Origin of the sequence: Achromobacter sp. UBA2119 (genome assembly GCF_002331005.1) — a bacterium.
Taxonomy (GTDB): Bacteria; Pseudomonadota; Gammaproteobacteria; order Burkholderiales; family Burkholderiaceae_B; genus Achromobacter; species Achromobacter animicus.
In genome coordinates, this window is the sequence record NZ_DCYD01000018.1 from 373,601 (window position 1) to 390,489 (window position 16,889).

15 protein-coding genes are annotated in these 16,889 nt (G+C 66.0%); 7 read left to right on the top strand and 8 right to left on the bottom strand.

Annotation, left to right across the window (positions count from 1 at the left end; translation table 11 throughout):
• The first annotated feature begins 183 nt into the window (after positions 1-183).
• The 5 genes from B3098_RS22850 to B3098_RS22870 all read left to right on the top strand — a co-directional run bounded on the left by B3098_RS22850 (position 184) and on the right by B3098_RS22870 (position 6,227).
• Positions 184-1,482 (top strand): imelysin family protein, encoded by a 1,299-nt coding sequence (locus tag B3098_RS22850; RefSeq protein ID WP_175124257.1) that lies wholly within the window; start codon positions 184-186, stop codon positions 1,480-1,482.
• On the top strand, positions 1,479-2,996 hold the full coding sequence (locus B3098_RS22855) for a di-heme oxidoredictase family protein (protein WP_414631301.1): 1,518 nt from the start codon (positions 1,479-1,481) through the stop codon (positions 2,994-2,996). The genes B3098_RS22850 and B3098_RS22855 overlap by 4 nt, the downstream gene beginning before the upstream one ends.
• A complete protein-coding gene (locus B3098_RS22860) occupies positions 2,996-4,084 on the top strand; it encodes an imelysin family protein (RefSeq protein WP_414631302.1) in 1,089 nt (362 codons plus the stop codon). The genes B3098_RS22855 and B3098_RS22860 overlap by 1 nt, the downstream gene beginning before the upstream one ends.
• A complete protein-coding gene (locus B3098_RS22865) occupies positions 4,074-5,183 on the top strand; it encodes a DUF1513 domain-containing protein (protein ID WP_286899132.1) in 1,110 nt (369 codons plus the stop codon). Before B3098_RS22860 ends, B3098_RS22865 begins: the two co-directional genes overlap by 11 nt.
• 207 nt (positions 5,184-5,390) lie before the next feature.
• Positions 5,391-6,227 carry a mechanosensitive ion channel family protein gene (locus B3098_RS22870; RefSeq protein WP_175124253.1) on the top strand — a complete coding sequence of 279 codons (837 nt, stop codon included), beginning with the start codon at positions 5,391-5,393 and terminating at the stop codon, positions 6,225-6,227.
• A 184-nt stretch (positions 6,228-6,411) separates the two neighbouring features.
• On the opposite strand, the gene B3098_RS22875 is transcribed toward B3098_RS22870, so the two are convergent.
• Positions 6,412-7,173, bottom strand: coding sequence for an IclR family transcriptional regulator (locus B3098_RS22875; protein WP_105239793.1), 762 nt, complete (start codon positions 7,171-7,173; stop codon positions 6,412-6,414).
• Between the two features lie 161 nt (positions 7,174-7,334).
• Between B3098_RS22875 and B3098_RS22880 the strand changes: the two genes are divergently transcribed.
• Positions 7,335-8,324 (top strand): Bug family tripartite tricarboxylate transporter substrate binding protein, encoded by a 990-nt coding sequence (locus B3098_RS22880; RefSeq protein WP_376784655.1) that lies wholly within the window; start codon positions 7,335-7,337, stop codon positions 8,322-8,324.
• Positions 8,325-8,440: 116 nt separating this feature from the next.
• Here the strand turns inward: B3098_RS22880 and B3098_RS22885 are convergent, their stop codons facing one another.
• The gene (locus B3098_RS22885) at positions 8,441-9,217 is read right to left on the bottom strand and encodes an RNA methyltransferase (RefSeq protein ID WP_279976018.1); all 777 of its coding nucleotides are present in this window, start codon (positions 9,215-9,217) and stop codon (positions 8,441-8,443) included.
• Positions 9,218-9,346: 129 nt separating this feature from the next.
• Between B3098_RS22885 and B3098_RS22890 the strand changes: the two genes are divergently transcribed.
• Positions 9,347-10,132 carry an inositol monophosphatase family protein gene (locus B3098_RS22890; RefSeq protein ID WP_105239790.1) on the top strand — a complete coding sequence of 262 codons (786 nt, stop codon included), beginning with the start codon at positions 9,347-9,349 and terminating at the stop codon, positions 10,130-10,132.
• A 133-nt stretch (positions 10,133-10,265) separates the two neighbouring features.
• Here B3098_RS22890 and B3098_RS22895 read toward each other — a convergent pair whose 3' ends face one another.
• From B3098_RS22895 to nosZ, 6 genes are all read right to left on the bottom strand, one after another.
• Positions 10,266-11,264, bottom strand: coding sequence for an FAD:protein FMN transferase (locus B3098_RS22895; protein ID WP_286899137.1), 999 nt, complete (start codon positions 11,262-11,264; stop codon positions 10,266-10,268).
• A 64-nt stretch (positions 11,265-11,328) separates the two neighbouring features.
• A complete protein-coding gene (locus B3098_RS22900; RefSeq protein WP_286899139.1) occupies positions 11,329-11,838 on the bottom strand; it encodes a nitrous oxide reductase accessory protein NosL in 510 nt (169 codons plus the stop codon).
• Complete coding sequence (locus tag B3098_RS22905) at positions 11,835-12,665, bottom strand: ABC transporter permease (protein WP_239215712.1); 831 nt, start codon at positions 12,663-12,665, stop codon at positions 11,835-11,837. The genes B3098_RS22900 and B3098_RS22905 overlap by 4 nt, the downstream gene beginning before the upstream one ends.
• A complete protein-coding gene (locus B3098_RS22910; RefSeq protein WP_286899143.1) occupies positions 12,662-13,567 on the bottom strand; it encodes an ABC transporter ATP-binding protein in 906 nt (301 codons plus the stop codon). The genes B3098_RS22905 and B3098_RS22910 overlap by 4 nt, the downstream gene beginning before the upstream one ends.
• Positions 13,564-14,949, bottom strand: coding sequence for a nitrous oxide reductase family maturation protein NosD (locus B3098_RS22915; RefSeq protein WP_286899146.1), 1,386 nt, complete (start codon positions 14,947-14,949; stop codon positions 13,564-13,566). The genes B3098_RS22910 and B3098_RS22915 overlap by 4 nt, the downstream gene beginning before the upstream one ends.
• Positions 14,950-14,955: 6 nt before the next feature.
• Positions 14,956-16,872, bottom strand: coding sequence for a TAT-dependent nitrous-oxide reductase (gene nosZ, locus B3098_RS22920; RefSeq protein ID WP_175138605.1), 1,917 nt, complete (start codon positions 16,870-16,872; stop codon positions 14,956-14,958).
• Between the last annotated feature and the right edge of the window lie 17 nt (positions 16,873-16,889).

Here is a 16,889-nt window from a genome sequence, read left to right on the forward strand (position 1 = left end):
AGAAAACGGGGCCGGCGGCGCCCCGAGTGACCTGCCGGAGCATACTTTTTTCGTTCAAAAATATGTCAGCTATCTGAACAACGCCTGAATATCAAACGAAAATTGTTTACACTCGCATCCACAAAATTCAAGCCGGAACGGGCCGCCGCGGGGGCGGGCCGTCCGAATTACGGGAGAAAGACGATGCGCAAGTTGCTTTTGGGTGCGGTGCTGGCCGCCGCGGTGTATGGCGGAGTGGCGCAGGCCGCCGTCGAACCCAAGGCCGTGGTCGCCACGTACTCCGACCTGGCGCTGGCCGGCTACGAGGATTCGCTGACGGCCGCCAAGAAGCTGCGCGACGCCATCGACGCGCTGGTCGCCAAGCCCAGCGCGGAAACCCTGAAGGCCGCGCGCGAGGCATGGATCGTGGCGCGCGTGCCGTATCAGCAGACCGAGGCCTACCGCTTCGGCAACCCCATCGTCGACGACTGGGAAGGCCGCGTGAACGCGTGGCCGTTGGATGAAGGCCTGATCGACTATGTCGACGCCTCCTACGGCACGGAAAACGACCAGAACGCGTTCTACGCCGTGAACGTCATCGCCAATTCCAAGATCTCGGTGGGCGGCAAGACGGTCGACGTCAGCAAGATCACGCCCGAGCTGCTGTCCGACGTGCTGCACGAGGCCGACGGCAACGAGGCCAACGTGGCCACGGGCTATCACGCGATCGAGTTCCTGCTGTGGGGCCAGGACCTGAACGGCACCGGCGCCGCGCCCGCGGACCGCAAGGGCACGCCGCAGGAGCGTCACTCGGGCAATCGCCCGCATACGGATTTCGATCCGAAACAGTGCACCGGCGGCAATTGCGAACGCCGCATTGAGTTTTTGAAGGCGGTAACGGATTTGCTGGTGACTGATCTCGAAGAAATGGTGGGCAACTGGAAGAAGGACGGCGCGGCGCGCAAGGCGGTTGAAGAGGATCCGAAGGCCGGCCTCATCGCCATGCTGACCGGGCTGGGCAGCCTGTCGTACGGCGAACTGGCGGGCGAACGCATGAAGCTGGGCCTGATGTTGCACGATCCCGAGGAAGAGCACGATTGCTTCTCGGACAACACGCACAATTCGCACTATTACGACCAGATCGGCATCCGCAACGTCTATCTGGGTTCGTACACGCGCATCGATGGCAAGAAGGTGACCGGCGCCAGCCTGTCCGAACTGGTCAAGGCCAAGGATTCCAAGCTGGACGCCGAAGTGCGCGCCAAGCTGGACGCCACCGTCGCCGCCATGCAGGCCATGAAGACGCGCGCCGAGACGGTCGAGACCTATGACCAGATGATCGCGGAAGGCAACAAGGAGGGCAACGCGGTGGTGCAGGCTGCCATCGACAGCCTCGTCGCGCAGACGCGCAGCCTGGAACGCGTGATCGCGCTGCTGGACCTGGGCAAGGTCGCCATCGAAGGGTCCGACAGCCTGGATAAACCTGACGCCGTATTCAAGTGAAACTCGCATTAGCCGCCGTACTGGCGGCGTCGGTTCATGCCGTCGCCGCCGCCGCGCCCGCCGCTCCCGGCGGGCGTGACGATCTGACGCCCGAAGACCGGAAACGCGTCACCGCCATCACGGCGCCCACCAGCGATTTTTCGAAGGTCGAATCCTTCGAGACCATGCAGGCCGGCGCCACGACGACCAACAAGCTCATCAACGCCGACATCTTTTCGCAGCCGTCGGCCAACATGAGCTTTGAAGGCCGCCAGGAGTTCATCGTCGGCAACGGCCTGTTCCGCAAGGATTGGGTGTCCGCGCCTTCGTCCACGCAGGCGTCCGACGGCCTGGGTCCGCTGTTCAACGCGCGCTCCTGTCAGGCCTGTCACACCAAGGACGGCCGCGGCACGGTGCCGGGCTTCGATCCGTTGGAACGCACGGATGCGGTCGCGCTGCTGCTGCGCCTGGCCGTGCCGGAAGGCGCCGATCGCGGGCATCCCAAGTTGGGCGCCGACGAGATCGCGGCCTTGCCCGAACCCGTCTACGGCGTGCAGCTTCAGAATTTCGCGGTCGCGGGCCTGCCGGCCGAAGGCCGCATGGAAATCGAATACGAAGCGGTGCCCGTGGCGCTGCGCGGCGGCGAGACCGCCACGCTGATGAAGCCCACGTATCGCATCGAGAACCTGGGTTACGGGCCGATGCGCGCGGACACGCAGATCTCGCCGCGGCTGGCGCCGCCGATGATCGGGCTGGGCCTGCTGGAATCGATTCACGAGTCCGACATCCTGGCGAACGTTGGCGCGGACAAGCGCGACGGCATCGTCGGCAAGGCCAACTGGGTCACCGATGCGCGCACCGGCGCGCGCGTGCTGGGCCGCTTCAATCTGAAGGCAGGCCAGCCGACGGTCGAGCAGCAGAGCGCTGCCGCGTTCTCCAACGACATGGGCCTGTCCACGCCGCTGTTCCCCAAGCATTCCGGCGAATGCACGCCTGCGCAGACGCAATGCCTGGACATGCCGCACGGCGCGCAGCCGCGCTTTGGGCCAGAGGAAGTGCCGGGCAAGCTGATGGACTTCGTCACCATCTATTCGACCAACCTTGCCGTACCCATGCGGCGCGATGCGGACGACGCGCGCGTGCTGGCGGGCAAGAAGCTGTTCTACGAGGCCAATTGCGTGGCCTGCCACGTGCCCAAATACGTGACCAGCCGCAACGCCAAGCAGCCGGAACACCGTTTCCAGCTGATCTGGCCGTACACCGACATGCTGGTGCACGACATGGGCGACGACCTGGCCGACGGCGTGAGCGACGGCATGGCCACCGGCCGCGAATGGCGCACCCCGCCGTTGTGGGGCATTGGCCTGACCAAGACCGTCAATCCCAATGCGACCTGGCTGCACGACGGGCGCGCCCGCACGTTGCTGGAAGCCGTGCTGTGGCATGGCGGCGCGGCCAAGCCCGCGCGCGACCGCGTCGTGGACATGACGCCCGACGAACGCGCGGACCTGATCCGCTTCCTGGAGTCCCTGTGATGGCCCGCCTTTTGTTCATGCGCGCCGCGGCTGCAGCGTTGATGCTGACGGCGCCGATTGCCGTGGTTGCGGCACAGGCCGCGTTGCCCGCTGACCTGGGCGAACGCCTGGCGCGTGATTACGCCCGGCCGGCGGTCGCCAAGATGACGGACGCCGCTGCCGCGTTGGAACGCGCGCTGGGCGGCTGGTGCGCCAAGCCCGATGCGGCCGGCGCCGGGCGCGTCGGCGATGCGTTCAAGACGCTGGCGCACGCATGGTCGGGCGTCGAGATCCTGCGCTTCGGCCCGCTGGTGCAGGCCAACCGCTTTGAACGTTTGGCCTTCTGGCCCGACACGCGCGGGGTGATGCCCCGCCAGGTGCAGGCGCTGATCGCGGCCAAGGATGACGCGCTGCTCAAGCCCGGCGCGCTGGCCGGCCGCAGCGTCGCGGTGCAGGGTCTTCCCGCTCTGGAATACGTGCTGTACGGCGAGCCCGACCTGCTCAAGCAGACCGGCGAGCCCAGCTTTGCGTATGCCTGCGGCTACGCCACGGCCGTATCCGCCAATGTCGCCACGATCTCGCGCGAGCTGGGCGAGGCCTGGGATGCGCAGGGCGAATTCGGGCGGCAGTTTGCCAAGCCCCAACCGGGCAATGACCTCTATCGCAGTTCGCAGGAAGTTGCCGCCGAAGCCATGAAGGCCCTGTCCACCGGCCTGCAGTTCGCGCGCGACGTGAAGATCGAGCCGGTGTTGGGCGATTCGCCGCAGGCCGCCCGTCCGAAGCGCGCGGCGTTCTGGCGCAGCGGCCTGTCGATGAGCCTGCTGGCGGCCAACCTGGACGCGCTGAAGGCGTTCTATGTGGCAGGCGGCTATCCCTTGCCCGCGGGCGAGGAATGGATGGATGCGTCGGTGCGCGGCGAATTGTCCAGCGCCGCAGAGACGCTGCGTGCGGTGCCTGCGCCGCTGGACCAGGCGCTGGCGGGCGAAGAAGGGCGCCGCCTGCTGGTCCTGGCGTCGCTGACGCTCAAGAACGCCAAGGCCATCGTTGACGAGAACCTGGCGCCTGCCCTGGGCGTCACCATCGGCTTTAACGCGCTCGATGGAGATTGACCGGCGCCGCTTCCTGGCGCTGGCCGCGGCGCTGGGCTTGTCGCCTTCTGCGGCGCGTGCCGCGCTGCCGGCTGATGGCGGGCCGCTGTACCTGACCGCGCGCAAGCGCGGCGGCCGCGATGAAGCTGTGGTGCTGGACGGGACGGGCCGCGATCGCCTCTCGATCCCCATGCCTGCGCGCGGCCACAGCTTTGCGATCGACGCCACCGCGCAGCGCGCCGTGGTGTTCGGCCGCCAACCCGGCTTTTTTGCGCTGGGCTTTTCGCTGGAAGGCGGCGAGCCCGCCGCCTTGCCGCTGCCCGATGACCGGCATTTTTTCGGTCACGGCGCCTTCGTGGAAGGCGGCCGCCTGCTGGCCGCCACGGAAAACGACTTCGAAGGCGGACGCGGCGTGCTGGGTCTGTACGACGCCACGCCCGGCGGCGGCTACCGGCGCGTGGGCGAGTTCGATTCCGGCGGCATCGGACCGCACGAGGTCGTGTTGATGCCGGATGGCAAGACGCTGTGCGTGGCCAACGGCGGCATCCTGACACACCCTGACTACGGCAAGCTGGAACTGAACCTGGACACCATGCGGCCGTCGCTCGCGTATATCGACGCGGCCTCCGGGCAACTGCTGGAGAAGGTCGAACTTGCGCCGGCACTGCATCGGCTGTCGATCCGGCACCTGGCGCTGGCGGCCGATGGCGCGGTGTGGTTCGGTTGCCAATACATGGGCCCGGCCGCGGATCGTCCGGCGCTGGTCGGCCGCCATCGCCGCGGCGCGGCGCTGGAACTGTTCGACGGCCCGGCCGAGACGCTGCGCAACATGCGCAACTACGTCGGCTCCGTCACGGTCGACGCCGCCGGCGGCATTGTGGCCACGTCCAGCCCGGTTGGCGGGCAGGTGATCTACTGGGACGCCGCCAGCGGCAAATGCCTGGGCGTCACCGCGCTCGCCGACGGCTGCGGCGTCGCGCCCGCCGCGCAAGGGGGCTTTCTGGTCAGTAGCGGATTGGGCGCGATGATCCGCGTTGACGCGCAAGGCAAGGAAAGGCCGGTCCTGCCGCCATCGCATGACATGTCCTGGGACAACCATTTCCGCATCGTGCCGGCGTAACGCCGCTTTGCCTGCCGGCGCGGCAAGACCTATGCTGCATGTCTGACCGATTCGGGTGTCAGACACCGGAATCAGTCTTACGCCGTACGCCGCGGCGGCACGCGCTGCTCCGCTTTACAAAGCCTGACACTCCCGTCGGGCGCTGCGCCGCTTTGTGCCAGCCGCTTCTGATACATTCTGCCGTCGATTTTTTTCGCAGGAGGTTCCATGGATGAGGCCGTAAAAGAGTTCTATATCTGGGCCCCGAGGCTGATGGATATGGGCATCAATCTGCTCGTCGCCTTGCTCATTCTCGGTATTGGCTGGTGGGTGTCGTCGTTGCTGGGCAACTGGGTTCGCCGGGCCGCCACGCGGTCGCCGAAGATCGATCCCACGATCGTGCCCATGTTCTCCACGACCGTGATGTGGGCGGTGCGCATCTTCACGGTGATCGCGGTGCTGGCGCGCTTTGGCGTGCAGACGGCCAGCTTGATCGCCGTGCTGGGCGCCGCGGGTCTTGCCGTCGGTCTGGCCTTGCAGGGCACGCTGCAGAACATTGCGGCCGGCATCATGCTGCTGATCCTGCGTCCGATCCGCGCCGGCGAGTACATCGCGCTCAGCTCCGGCGCGGACGGCACGGTCGAGGAAGTGGGCCTGTTTCTGACGCGCCTCGTGCAGGGTGACGGCATCCACATGACGCTGCCCAACAGCACGGTCTGGAACGCCACGATCACCAACTACAGCCGCAACAAGACGCGCCGCCTGGATATTCCGGTGCCGGTTCGTTATGGCGATGACCTGGATGCGGTGGTCGCCAAACTGCAACAGATCGTGGACGCGCGTCCCGATGCGTTGAAGGACCCGGCGCCGCAGGTGAAGGTGTTCGACTACAAGGAAAACGGCGTCACGGTGAACGTGCGCGTGTGGGCCGAGTCGAGCAAGTATTGGGAGCTGCGCTGGAGCCTGTACCAGGAGATCCGCCGCTCGCTCGAAGAGGCCGGTTTCCAGGCCCCGATCCCGCTGCGCGAGATCCAGAACCCCAAGACGGGCGCGGCCGCTACCTGATTGCGGGCCTTGTTTTGTCAGTCATGAAAATGGGCGCCTCGTTGGAGGCGCCCATTTTTATGTGGCGGCGAGATGGCGTGCACCAGCAAGGCGTGACGGCATGACCGCTTCTGGATCCTTCGGCTTCCCGGCTTAACGGCCTGGATGCGTGACCACGACTAGCCGCGCCCCGGCACCTTGCCAATCAGGCCGGCATCGCAAGCCGCGCCAGTTCCGTCTTGATCCAGCCCGCGATCTCGCGCTGTCGCTGCGCGGGCATGCGGTCGATGATGGCGGTGACGCTGACGGCCAGCAGAGGCGCGCCCTGCGCGTCCAGCAGCGCGCAACCCACGCCCAGCGCGCCACGCACCGCGTGGTTGCCCACCACCGAATAACCGCGCGCGCGCGTGTTTTCGATGAGGCGGAACATTTCCTGGGGCGTCATGCCGCCGTACTCGTCCAGCCTGCCCGAATTACGTTCGACGATGCCGCGCGCGATGTCGTCGGGCAGGGCAGCCAGCAGCGCCATCCCGCCCGAACCAACACCCAGCGGCTGGCGCTTGCCCGCATAGGTGGCAAGGATCTGCACGGGATAACTGCCGATTTCGCGATGCAGGCTGATCGAATCGTCTTCCTCGCGCACCACCAGGAACACGGCGTCGCCGGTGCGGTCGGCCAGGCGGCGCAGCACGGGGAGCAGTTGGCGCACCCGCGGATCGCGGGAACGCGTGTCCGGATCGACGGCAAGCTGGGCACGATACTTCTTGGTGCCCGCAACCGGCAGCACGAGACCCGCGTCGAGCAGGGCGGCCAGCAGCCGGTAGATGGTGGGCCGCTGTATGCCGGTCAACCGGGCGATATCGGTGACGCTCAGGCCGTCCGGACCCTGGTCGCGCAGGGCGGCCAGTACGGCGAGGCCGCGTCGCAGAGTACGTGGGCCGGCGGCCGCGGCATCGCTGTCTTGCATGCAGATCTCTGAAAACTAAGGGTTATCAATGTACGGACGAGGGAAAACCATCGTCCGTAGGGTGGACTCTACCTTGATGGCCACCGCATGTATAGCGCAGAATGCGTTCATCCAATAATTCAAATCGTCCATTTAATGGACAGTACCTGCACGGAGACACTATGACTACAGGTCACAAGCCTGGCATGCGGCGTTTGGCCGTCACCCTTCTGGCCACCGCCGCAAGCGCATTTGCAATGGGTTCCGCCCACGCCGCCTATCCCGACAAGCCCGTCCGCATCGTGGTCGGTTTCTCGGCCGGCGGCACCACCGACGTGATCGCCCGCATCATGGCCAAGGAACTGACCGAGTCGCTCGGCCAGTCCTTCGTGGTTGAAAACAAGCCGGGCGCCGGCAGCAACATCGCGACCGACCAGGTCCAGCGCGCCACGCCGGACGGCTACACGCTGCTGTTCGTCGCCGTGACCAGCGCGATCAACCAGACCCTGTACAAGAACGTTTCGTTCGACCTGACGAAGGACTTTGCTCCGGTCGCTCTGGGCGCCAAGGTCCCGAACATCCTGGTGGTCAATCCCCAGGTGCCGGTCAAGTCCGTGCAAGAGCTGGTCGACTACGCCAAGAAGAACCCGGGCAAGCTGGCTTTCGCCTCGTCCGGCAGCGGCACCTCCATCCATATGGCGGGTGAGCTCTTCAAGATGAAGGCGGGCATCGACGTCCTGCACGTGCCGTACAAGGGCAGCGCCCCGGCCATGACCGACCTGATCGGCGGCCAGGTGCAGTTCATGTTCGACAACATGCCGTCGGCTTGGCCGCACGCGCAATCGGGCAAGCTGAAGGCGCTGGCCGTGACCACCGCCGACCGCTCCAAGAGCGCGCCGGATCTGCCGACCATGAAGGAAACGGGCTTCACGGACTTCGACGTGTCGTCGTGGTTCGGCCTGCTGGCCCCGGCCGGCACGCCGCCGGAAGTCATCAACAAGCTCAACGCCGCCATGCAGCAGGCGCTGGACAAGCCTTCCGTGCAGACCAGCTTTGAAAAGCTGGGCGCCGTGGGCGTGAAGACCACGCCGGCCGAATTCGGCCAATTCATCAAGTCGGAAGTCGAAGGCTGGGCACCCGTGATCAAGGCTTCGGGCGCCACGGTGGACTGATCGGCGTCTCTGCCGGTTACACGCCGGCAGTTGGCACAGTAAAAAGGGACGGTCATGGACCGTCCCTTTTTCATGCGTTGCCCGTGAAGGGCGAATCTGCCGGTTTTTCGGACCCGCTATTTCTTCTTGGCCGCGTTCAGCATCGCCGTGCAGACCCCGCGCATCATGTCGACTTCGTCGCGGGTCAGCGCCAGGCGGGAGTACAGGTGGCGCATGCGCGGCATCAGTTTTTTGGGATGGGCCGGGTCGAGGAACTGCACGCCGACCAGCGCTTCCTCCCAGTGCGCCAGAAACGCCTGGACCGCCTCGCTGGAAGCCGGCTCCGCGCCCCGCGAAGGCTCCTGCGCGGTGGAACGCGGCAGGAGTTCGGCGCCCTGGTCCACCAGCAGCGCATAACGCAACTCCCAGGCGGCCAATTGCAGCGCCTGGGCGACGTTCAGCGAGCTGTACTCGGGATTGGCAGGGATGTGGCAGATGCGGTGGCACAGCGCGATCTGCGCGTTCGTCAGACCGGCGCGCTCAGTGCCCAGCACAACGGCGGTCACGCCCTCGGCCGTGTCCGCGAGGTGGGCGCAGGCGAGGTCGGCTGCCTGCCGGATGTCGCAGGGCGGGGGACCCAGGTCGCGAACCCGCGCGGTTAGCGCGAATGCCAGCGTGACGGGCGCCAGGGCTTCTTCCAGCGACGGATAGATGCGGGCGTTCTCAAGCACGTCCAGCGCGCCGCTGGCCAGCGCCACGGCCTCCGGCTGGCTTGTTACATCCGGGAATTTGGGGTCCACCAGAACCAGTTCCGAGAAGCCCATCGTCTTGATCGCACGGGCCGCGGAACCGACGTTTCCGGGGTGGCTGGGGTTCACCATTACGAAGCGAACACGTGAAAATGCTTGAGTCATTTAAAATGGCACGTTTGGCTTCGTGCCTTCCTGGTTTTTTGAGTCGATTTCCCCGCGGGGGCGACGGCGTGCCGGGGGGCGGCAAGCGGCCTATCATCAAGCCAACTCATCGCATACGTACGGAATTTTATGCACCCGATGCTCAACATCGCCATCAAGGCGGCCCGGCGTGCCGGCACCATTATCAACCGTGCCAGCATGGATTTGGAACGACTCAGCGTGGCTCGCAAGGGGCCGCGCGATTATGTCACGGAAGTCGATCGGGCCGCGGAAGAGTCCATCGTCGAAACGCTGCGCGCTGCCTACCCGGACCACGCCGTCCTGGGCGAGGAGTTCGGTCTGCAGGGTCCGGACCAGGCGGAATTCCAGTGGATCATCGACCCGCTGGACGGCACCACGAACTTCATCCACGGCCTGCCCAACTATGCCGTGTCGATCGCGCTGACGCAGCGCGGCCAGGTCACGCAAGCGGTCATCTATGATCCCTCGCGCAACGAACTCTTCACCGCCAGCCGTGGCAGCGGCACGTTCCTGAACGACCGCCGCGTGCGCGTTTCGGGCCGCACCCGCTACCACGACGCGCTGCTGGGCGCGCACTGGCCCAACGCCGGCGATCCCGAACAAGGCTCGCAGCGGTTCCGCCAGATGGCCGAAGGCGCCACCGGCGTGCGCCGCCTGGGCTCGACCGTGCTGGATCTCGCCTACGTGGCCACCGGCCGCCTGGATGGGTTCTGCGGCGTGGGCCTGAAGCCGTGGGATGTGGCGGCGGGCAGCCTGATGGTGCTGGAAGCGGGCGGTCTGGTCGCTGACTTCGACGGCGAACAAGGCTGGATGGACAGCGGCAACGTCCTGGCCGCCAGCCCCAAGATCTTCACGCAGATGCTCTCGACGCTGAACCCGCCCTCGGCGGCCTGATCGGCGCGGCGGGCAGTAAAAACCGGCCTTGAAGGCCGGTTTTTCGTGGTCAATGCAAACCGGCCGTGAAGGCCGGTTTTTCATGGTCAAAGCAAACCGGCCCTGGCGGCCGGTTTTTTCATGCGGCGCGCAATCAGGCTACGCCGGTCTGCGCTACCAGTTGTCCATCTGGCAACACCATCCACGCCTGCACGCCAAAGCTGCGCACCAGCGCGGCGGTGCGTTCCAACGGCATGTTCGAGAACGCCGTGGACAGGGCATCGGCAGTTGTGGCGGTGGGTGCCATGACCGACACGCTGCGATAGAGCGGCCGCGCCCGACCGGAGTGCGGATCGAACAGGTGCGAATACTGTCCCGCGGCATCCAGCGGCGTGCCGTAGCCGCCGGAAGTGGCAAGCGCCTGGTTGCTGATCGGCACCTGCGCCAGGATCTGGTCCGGCGACATGGGGTCGGCCAGCCCGACGCGCCAGCCCGTTGCGTTGGCCGTCGCATCCAGTCCGCGTATCTCGCCCATGTCGACCAGTGCGCGTTCCAGCCCGGCGTTGCGAAACAGGTCCGTCACGCGGTCGGTGATGTAGCCCTGCGCGATGCCGTTGAGCGTCAGCGCCATGCCCGGCTGCAGGTCGATGCGCTGCGGGTCGATCTTGATGTCCTGGTACGACACGCATCGCAGCGCCCGGGCGATGTCCGCCTGGGCCGGACCATCCCGGGACGCGTCAGGCCGCGCGAAGTGATCTGCGTACACGCGCCACAGCGGCTGCACGGACGGATCAAAGAGGCCTCCCGTCAGGTCCGCGTAGTGCCGGCTTTCGCTGAGCAGGCGGACGAGGTCGGAGGGGGGATCGACCAGAAACCCCTGGCGGTTCAGGATCGACAGCGCACTGTCGTCGCGGTACAGGCTGAACACGCTCTCGAGGCGACGCAGTTCCTGCAATGCCCGCTCGATGAGCTGTTCGGCGGCCTGGCGGTCGGGATGGTAGAGCCGCAGTTCCGCGTCCGCGCCTAGCGCCACGCCTTGCCAACGCGTCGGCGAGATGGCCGCGTGCGCGCGGCGCAGGAAGCTGGGAGCGAGGGCCAGCGCGGAAGACGCGGCGATGATGCCGAGGAAGCGGCGGCGGGCGGGAGGGTTCATGGCGATATCAACTGATTAAGGCGCGATTGGCGCGGGCACATGAGGCAGGTCGGAGGGCTTGGCGCTATTGCGCAAACACATAGTCCTCGGGCACGTCGGCAAAACGCACGACACGCCCGCCGTGGGTCTGGGCGAAGGCCAGCGCGCGCGTTTGATCCGAGAACGGAATGGCGTCTTCGGCGCCCATGCCGCCGATGAAGCTGGAGTTGATGACGTAGAAGGCTTGCCGTGCGTCGACCCACGCTTTCAGATCCGCCGCGCCATCGGGACCGGCGGCTGCCATGTCGTTGACGTAGATGGCGGCCAGGCCTTTAGGTTCTTCGGGCAGCAGCGTGTAGGCGAAGACCTGCTTGATGGACGAGAACCACACCGGCGCGGCGCGGCCCTTTACGAATATCTGGCCCTTCGGCCCGGCATGGTCCAGCAGCATCATGCCGCAGTAGTGGCCGACGGCGTCGGCGGAGACGGCCTGCGGCGCGGGTGGCGGTGCGGCGGGGTCGTCGCCGCTGCAAGCCGAGACCGCCAGCACGATGGCGGAGAAGGCCGCCCTTGCGGCCCAACGTTTCAGCGTCATAGCTGTTTCCTCCGAAAGCAGAAGGCGGCCAGCAGAAACGGCACCGCGATCCACAGCAATTGCGCCGCCACCAGCAGCGGCACGGGCAGGTGGGCCTGATCGCTGACGCCGGCCATGCCCGCATACATGGAAATGTTCTCGAACCCGGTCAGGTTCAGCAGGCGGTAGACGTCGGACGGATTGGCCAGCAGCAGGGCATTGAGCATGCCCGGTGTGACGTGGCGACCCTGGTCCGCGGCCAGCACGCCCAGGAGGCCCATGTCGTAGATGACGACAAAGAACAGCCAGACGCCCAGCGCGATGCCCGCTGCCGTGGCGCGTTCCCGCACCAGCGTGCTGATGAGGTAGCCCATTGCCAGAAAGCTGGCGCCCAGCAGGACGCTGGCCCCGATCAGCATCGCGAAGGGCCGCCAGGCGCCTGCGTCCATGCCCCCGTAGACCCATTGCAAAGCCAGCCCTGCCGACCCATATCCCGCACCGGTCGCGATGGCCAGGATGGCCAGGTGCCCGATGAACTTGCCCATGATGACCTGCCAGCGCGACACCGGATAACTGAGCAGCAGCGCCATGGTGCCTCGGTCGACCTCGCCCACGATGGCGTCATACGCCAGCAACATGGCGATGAGCGGCACCAGGAAGATGGAGAGGCTGGACAGGCTGACCACCGTGACGGTCAGCGGATCGACCTTGACCGCACCGGTGGGGGCGCTGCCCAAGAGGCCGAGCGCGAGCGCCAGTGCGGCCAACAGGAGCGATGTGGCAAGGACCCAGCGATTGCGCAGGCCGTCGCGGATTTCCTTGCCGATGATTGTGCTTACGGCGTTCATGCGTCTTCCCGTTCAAGCAAATGGGCGTAGATGTCGTCCAGCCCCGGGACCTGGATGTCCAGGTCGCTGATGGGCGCCCCGATGGCGCCGATGCTACGGATGGTCTCGACCTTGTCCGATTCGTGGCACAGGCGTTCGTAGCGGTTGGCGTCGACCTGGCGCCAGGCCGAGGAGGGCGGGGCGGATGCGTTGTCCGGCCCGAGCGTGACGCTGATGCGGATGGGCAGCCCGGTGTCGCGGCGCAGCGCCGACATGCCGCCGTCGGCGATCTTCACGCCCGCCTTCATGACGACGATGCGGTCGGCGTGGCCGGCCAGCTCCGACAAGGCGTGCGTGCTGAGGAGAATGGTGGCGCCGCTTGCGCGCAGTTCGTGCACGATCTCGTAGAACTTGAGACGCGACGCCGGATCCAGGCCGGTGGTGGGCTCGTCGAACAGCAAGATGCGGGGCGCGCCCAGCAGTGCCTGGGCCAGCGCCAGCCGCTGGCGCATGCCTTTTGAATAACCGCCCACGCGGCGGTGCGCCGCGCCGGAGATACCCACTTTCTCCAGCAGATCCGCGTTGCGCGACACGGGTTGACGCTTCAGGCGCGCGTAAAAGGCCAGGGTCTCGGCGCCCGTCATCGCGGGATGCAGCGCCACGGTTTCGGGCAGGTAGCCGATCCGGTCACGCAGGCGCGCGGCGGCCGGACTGTGCGCGTCCTGGCCGAAGAGCGTGACGCGCCCGTGCGTGGGTCGGATGAGTCCGAGGATCAGCTTGATGAGGGTGCTTTTGCCCGCGCCGTTGTGCCCGGCCAGCGCCACGCATTCGCCTTCGCGCAGGTCCAGGTCCAGGACGCTGATCGCCCTGTGGCCGCCATAGTGTTTGCTGACGCCCGCAAGCGTCACCAGTGGGTTGCTCATTGATTGTCCTCGGCGCGCTTCGCGCCGTTTTTTGCGTCGGGGTTGGCGGCGCTTTTTGCATCAGGCGTTGCACCGGGTTTTGCGTTGGCCATCGCACCGCCGTAATCGATCCGTTCCCGCACAGGCTTCATCAGCGGCTTGCTGTCGATCACGCCGCCCGGGAGGATTGCGGGGAACTGCGATTGCGCCCAGCGCACTACCGAGATGGCGGGGCTATTGAGCAAAATCCGCGCGGCGGGCGCGCGCCACAGCAGCTGGTCCACCACGTCGTTCGGGCGGTAGGCCGTGTCGGCGATGCCGTCGCCGTCCAGGTCGAAGGCCGTGTTGTCGCTCCAGTAGTTGCCGCGGCCGTTGTCCGACCATTCCATCATCCGCGTGCCCACGTACTTGACCTGGTTGCGGTTGTTGATGAAGGCGTTGCCTGAGATCCGGTTGCCCTCGGAGCCGGCGGTAAAGTGGATGCCGATGTCGCAGTTGGAGAAATGGTTGTCCGCAAAGCGGTTCTTGTTGGCGTTGTAGATGAATACGCATTTGCCCGAGCCATCGACGGTGTTGCCGGAGATGTCGGAGTTGTTGGCGTAGTTCATCATCAGCCCCTGCTCCACGTTGTTCACCGCCACGTTGCGGGTAACGACCAGGCGGTGCGAATACATGATCGCGTAGCCGATGTCGTTGCCGGTGGACACATTGCCGCTGATCTCGCTGTCGTTCGTGTACATGTAGTGCACGCCATAGCGCAGGTCATGGAAACGGTTGCCGGTGAACCGGTTCTGCTTGCTGGTGTTCACGAAGACGCCGTCGCGGCCGGCGGAGATGTCGTTGTCCACCACCGCGCTGCCCGGCGTGTTCCATAGCGACACCCCGTTGCCGCGCTCGGCCACGCGCAGTTCCTGGTTGCCGACGATGCGGTTGCCGCGCACCAGCGCGTTCTGCGGGCCCCATACATAAACGCCGAAAAGGTTGTCTAGGATGTCGTTGTGTTCGACCACGGCGCGGTGCGCGGTGCGGTCCAGAAAGATGCCCGCGTCCATGGCGGGCAGGTCCAGCCCGGAGCGCGTGACGGTCAGGTTGCGCAGCGACACGTCCGCGGCCTTGACCCACAGCGTGCGTCCTTCGCGGGTGCCGGCGATGATGGCGGAGCGGTCCTGCGGTCCTTCGATGACAAGGGGTTTGTCGATGACGATGGCGCCGGGGTAGGTGCCGGGCGCCAGACGCAGCGTGTCGCCGGGCTGCGCCGCGGCCACGGCCTGCGCCAGGTCGGCGCCTGCGGCGACCTCCAGGGTGGCGGCCGCGGCCGCCCCGTGCAGGGCCGGGCCGAAGCCGGCCAGCACGAGGCCGGCCGCGGCCCACGCCGCGTTTCGCAAGGTTGCGATGGCAGCCATGGATCGTTACGCAGACTTCTTGGGGTGCACGATCATCTGGCCGGACATTTCCATGTGCAGCGCGTGGCAGAACCACTGGCAGTAGTACCAGTAGATGCCGGGGCGATCCGCCTTGAACGTGATGGACGACGTGGCCTGCGGGCCGATTTCCATGGCGATGCCGTGGCCTTCGAGCGTGAAGCCGTGCGTCAGGTCTTCGATCACTTCCATGTTGGTCACGAACACGGTGACCTCGTCGCCCTGGTTCACCTCGAACTGCTTCAAGCTGAACATCGGCGCGACGGCCATCATGTACACGCGGACCTTGTTGCCGTCGCGCACGACCTTGGCCGCGTCTTCCAGCGACACGCCGTCCTTCTTGGCGATCTGGCGGGCGTCTTCCCACATGGGGTCGTCGCGCTTCCAGACGCTGATCGGGTTGATCTTGGAACGGTGCACCAGGCACATGTCGTGCGGCTCGGCAAAGCTGGGGCCGTCATGCACGAGCTTCATCTCGTCGCCGGAGATGTCGATGAGCTGGTCGTTTTCGGGCTTGAGCGGGCCCACGTTCAGGAAGCGGTCTTTCGAGAACTTGTTCAGCGACACCAGCCACTTGCCGTCGGCTTCCTTGGTTTCGCCCATGGTCGAGTGGTTGTGGCCCGGCTGGTAGTGCACGTCCAGCTTCTGCAGGATGGGATCAACCTTTTCGCCCTTGTACGCGCGCTTGGCCTTGTCGATGTTCCACTTGACCATCTGGCTGTCGATGAACAGCGTGGTGTAGGCGTTGCCGCGGCCGTCGAACGCGGTGTGCAGCGGGCCCAGGCCCAGCTGCGGTTCGGCCACGACGCAGTCGCGCGGCTTGATCTTGTCGGCGAACAGGTCGTCCAGCTTGCGCACGTCGATCACGGTGACCGTGGGCGAGAGCTTGCCGTTCAGCATGAGGTGGATGCCGTCGGGCGCGGCATTGCAGCCGTGCGGCGAATTCGGCACCGGGATGTAGCGCGTGTACTTGGACCCGTGGCGGCCGTCGACCACAGGCACGCCGCCCATCGTCTTGAAGTCGCCGTCCTTGACCGCCTTCTCGATGCGCTTGAGGTCGAAGACCACGACCCAGTCCTGCTCGTTGGCGGACATTTCCTCGACGGTGACGCCTTTCTCGGAGTTGTAGCAGGTGGCGAACGAATACTTGCCCTGGTAGTCGGCGTCGCCGTTGTCCAGGTTGCCGTCGACCAGCACTTGCCACGCCACCTTCATGGTGTCGCCATCAATGGCCGAGTACACCGAGAAGAAGTTCTTCTTGGGATCGTCCAGCACCTTGCCGTCGTTGGGCAGCGGGATGATGTGCTCGCCGTTGGCAAACACGTAGCCGGTGCGCGGATAGCGCTGCGGACGCAGGCCGTGCACGCCCGACACGTTGGGCAGTTCAACGATTTTGTCCGTCTTCATCACGTCCAGACGGATGCGGGCCACGCGGTTGTTGGCCTTGTCGTTGATGAAGAGGTAGCGGCCGTCGTAGGTCTGGTCGGTAAACGACAGGTGGGGATGGTGGGCGTCGCCGTTGGGGAATACGCCGCCCTTGTCCTTCAGGTACTCGCGGGTTTCAGGCGTGAGGCCTTCGGTCAGCACCTTGCGGCTCTCGTTGGTGCGGCCCCAGCCGGTGGCGCTGCAATGGTTGAACACGGGGATGCGCACGAGTTCGCGCATGGACGGCAGGCCCAGCACGCGGACTTCGCCGGACTGGCCGCTGGAGTTGAACGCATAGTATTCGTCGAGCTCGCCCGGCGCGACATGCCCGAGCACGGCGCCGTTGCCTGATTTGCCCTCTTTGCCGTGCGCGGTGGACATCTGCGCCCCGGCTACTAGGCCGGCCGCGCCGGTGATGGCTGCGGTGCCCAGGAAGCTTCGGCGTGTGAGGCCGGCTTTTTCGGGGGTCTTGTCGGACATGGATAACTCCTAGGTAG

What these genes read in the sequence shown, in the direction of transcription:
- B3098_RS22865 (WP_286899132.1), top strand. Translation starts at nt 4,074, where the DNA reads ATGGAGATTGACCGGCGCCGCTTCCTGGCGCTGGCCGCGGCGCTGGGC.
- nosZ (WP_175138605.1), bottom strand. Translation starts at nt 16,872, where the DNA reads ATGTCCGACAAGACCCCCGAAAAAGCCGGCCTCACACGCCGAAGCTTC.
- B3098_RS22850 (WP_175124257.1), top strand. Translation starts at nt 184, where the DNA reads ATGCGCAAGTTGCTTTTGGGTGCGGTGCTGGCCGCCGCGGTGTATGGC.
- B3098_RS22915 (WP_286899146.1), bottom strand. Translation starts at nt 14,949, where the DNA reads ATGGCTGCCATCGCAACCTTGCGAAACGCGGCGTGGGCCGCGGCCGGC.
- B3098_RS22880 (WP_376784655.1), top strand. Translation starts at nt 7,335, where the DNA reads ATGACTACAGGTCACAAGCCTGGCATGCGGCGTTTGGCCGTCACCCTT.
- B3098_RS22910 (WP_286899143.1), bottom strand. Translation starts at nt 13,567, where the DNA reads ATGAGCAACCCACTGGTGACGCTTGCGGGCGTCAGCAAACACTATGGC.
- B3098_RS22870 (WP_175124253.1), top strand. Translation starts at nt 5,391, where the DNA reads ATGGATGAGGCCGTAAAAGAGTTCTATATCTGGGCCCCGAGGCTGATG.
- B3098_RS22890 (WP_105239790.1), top strand. Translation starts at nt 9,347, where the DNA reads ATGCACCCGATGCTCAACATCGCCATCAAGGCGGCCCGGCGTGCCGGC.
- B3098_RS22875 (WP_105239793.1), bottom strand. Translation starts at nt 7,173, where the DNA reads ATGCAAGACAGCGATGCCGCGGCCGCCGGCCCACGTACTCTGCGACGC.
- B3098_RS22860 (WP_414631302.1), top strand. Translation starts at nt 2,996, where the DNA reads ATGGCCCGCCTTTTGTTCATGCGCGCCGCGGCTGCAGCGTTGATGCTG.
- B3098_RS22895 (WP_286899137.1), bottom strand. Translation starts at nt 11,264, where the DNA reads ATGAACCCTCCCGCCCGCCGCCGCTTCCTCGGCATCATCGCCGCGTCT.
- B3098_RS22905 (WP_239215712.1), bottom strand. Translation starts at nt 12,665, where the DNA reads ATGAACGCCGTAAGCACAATCATCGGCAAGGAAATCCGCGACGGCCTG.
- B3098_RS22900 (WP_286899139.1), bottom strand. Translation starts at nt 11,838, where the DNA reads ATGACGCTGAAACGTTGGGCCGCAAGGGCGGCCTTCTCCGCCATCGTG.
- B3098_RS22885 (WP_279976018.1), bottom strand. Translation starts at nt 9,217, where the DNA reads ATGACTCAAGCATTTTCACGTGTTCGCTTCGTAATGGTGAACCCCAGC.